At 62.3% G+C, this 2,123-nt stretch carries 3 protein-coding genes; 1 reads left to right on the forward strand and 2 read right to left on the reverse strand.

What is annotated here, in order from left to right; genetic code table 11:
- Both U1739_RS20865 and U1739_RS20870 read right to left on the reverse strand, forming a co-directional pair.
- A partial coding sequence (locus U1739_RS20865; RefSeq protein ID WP_332710539.1) for an alcohol dehydrogenase catalytic domain-containing protein occupies positions 1 to 476 on the reverse strand: 476 nt, incomplete at its 3' end.
- Between the two features lie 60 nt (positions 477 to 536).
- Positions 537 to 1,088: a DUF4142 domain-containing protein gene (locus U1739_RS20870; protein ID WP_332710540.1), complete on the reverse strand. Its 552-nt coding sequence runs from the start codon at positions 1,086 to 1,088 to the stop codon at positions 537 to 539.
- A 329-nt stretch (positions 1,089 to 1,417) separates the two neighbouring features.
- On the opposite strand from U1739_RS20870, the gene U1739_RS20875 reads away from it, so the two are divergent.
- Positions 1,418 to 2,123: Crp/Fnr family transcriptional regulator (locus U1739_RS20875; protein WP_332710541.1), on the forward strand; the 706-nt coding region annotated here is incomplete at its 3' end.

The following is a 2,123-nucleotide window of genomic DNA, read 5'->3' on the forward strand; positions in this document are numbered from 1 at the left end:
AGCAGCACCGCGTCGTCCGGATCCATCCAGTCGGGAATGACCGTCGGCCCGACATCGGCATAGGGCACGCGGACATATTGCGCCTGCCCGCCATCATAGCCGCCGGCAGTATGCGAGTAGCCGAAGATGCCGCCGACCGCGGTGGCCTGCGCATTGGACTCGTGGCAATTGCCGAACAGGCCCTGCTGGCAGAAATGGCAACGCCCGCAGGCGATGTTGAACGGCACCAGCACGTGATCGCCGACCTTGAGGTGTTCGATCGCCGGCCCGACCTGCTCGACGATGCCGCAAAATTCGTGACCGAAGGTCATGCCGACGCGCGTGTCCGGCACCATGCCGTGATACAGATGGAGATCGGAGCCGCAGATGCACGACCGCGTCACGCGGACGATCGCGTCCTCGGGATGCAGGATCTTGGGCATCGGTTTTTCATCGGCGCGCACGCGGTACGGGCCGCGATAGTTCATCGCTAACATGGGCTATTCCTGGCCGTGCCATGCGGCGGCGCGGGTGGCGCGCCGCCGCATGGGCTTGGGTTACATGCCCTTCATTGGGCCCATATCGGCATCGTGGTGCAGCTTCATCGCCGCCGTCAGATGCTGCTTGACGATCGGGGTCGCCGCCCGCGCGGCGGTGCGCAGCGCCGCCTTGTCGCCATTGGCGCCGTAGCTCTGGTGCAGATCGCGCGCGGCCTGATGCGCCGGGATCTGCTGGCCGATATACAGACGATCGAAATCGCCCGCGCTGGCGGTCTGCAATTCGTTGATCGACGCCGTCGCGCCCGGATCGAGCATCGGCGGTGCGGGATTCATCCCTTCGCGCCGCGCCGCCTTCATCGTCGCGAGCGTCGTCTTCTGGTGATGCTTGATCAGCATCGATGCGAAGCTGCGGATGCGCGGGTTGCGCGACTTCTGCAGCGCGATCTGGCTGGAATTGATCTCGTACAGATCGCTCTTGCCGGCAGCCATCACATAGGGATCGGCCATCGCCTTGGCCTCGGCGGGCGGCGGTGGCGGCGGCGTCTGGGCAAGTACTGGGGTGGCGCCGGCAACGAGTACCGAGGCCAAGATAAATGCTTTAAAGGTCATATTATTTGCTCCCATCCAACTAGTCGCAAAACCATCTTTGCCACCCGGGGTTCCCAAATTTTCCCGTTGATTGTGGTTCTCGGCGGATCTGTCGAAACAAGCGGCAATATCGGAACGCCTACGTATCTATATCCAACCGGCTCATAATTATCGCGCCTGCAAATTTCCATTGAGGAAATTGATCTATGTTTGCATAATTCCTACAAGTCCGTCCTATCCAATACTGACAAGCCGGCCGGGTATTCTCGGTCGCGATTGCACAGATCTGGGATCGCAGCCGATCATCGATTTGACGCGGTTGCTAAGAGGTGAGCCCTAGGATTCACCATATGATCGATCACCACCTGGCCAAGCTGCGCGCCCGCGCGCCCATTTCGGCGGGCGATGAGCGCCAGATCCGCGACGCCATATCCGGTTGCCACGACATTCCGGCCGATCGCACGGTGATCCGCCCCAACGTCGAATTGACCCACAGCACCTTGCTGCTCGACGGCTGGCTGTGCCGCTACAAGGATGTGCGCAGCGGCGAACGGCAAATCACCGAATTGCATTTGCCCGGCGACTTCGTCGATCTGCACAGCTTCACGCTCAAGCATCTTGACCACGCGGTCATGTCGCTCACCCCGGCACGCATCGCCACGGTGCCGCACGACAATCTGCGCCGCCTGACCGAACATAATCCCCATCTCGCGCGGGTCTATTGGTTCGCCACCAATCTCGACGCGGCGATCCACCGCGAATGGGAAGTGTCGCTCGGCCGCCGCAGCGCGCGGGCCAAGCTCGCCACCTTGTTCTGCGAGTTGTTGCTGCGGCTGCAGGTCGTCGGCATGGCGGATGAAACGAGCTACGATCTGCCGCTGACCCAGACCGATCTGGGCGATTGCACCGGGCTGACCAGCGTCCACGTCAACCGTACGCTGAAGGATTTGCGCGGCGCCGGCCTGGTCACGTTCCGCGACAACCGGGTGACGATCCACGATCTGCCCGGCCTGCGCCGCGCCGGCGAATTCGATCCGACCTATCTCTATCTCGATC

The sequence above is a fragment of the Parasphingomonas puruogangriensis genome (assembly GCF_036663635.1).
Taxonomy (GTDB): Bacteria; Pseudomonadota; Alphaproteobacteria; order Sphingomonadales; family Sphingomonadaceae; genus Sphingomonas.

What these genes read in the sequence shown, in the direction of transcription:
- U1739_RS20870 (WP_332710540.1), bottom strand. Translation starts at nt 1,088, where the DNA reads ATGACCTTTAAAGCATTTATCTTGGCCTCGGTACTCGTTGCCGGCGCC.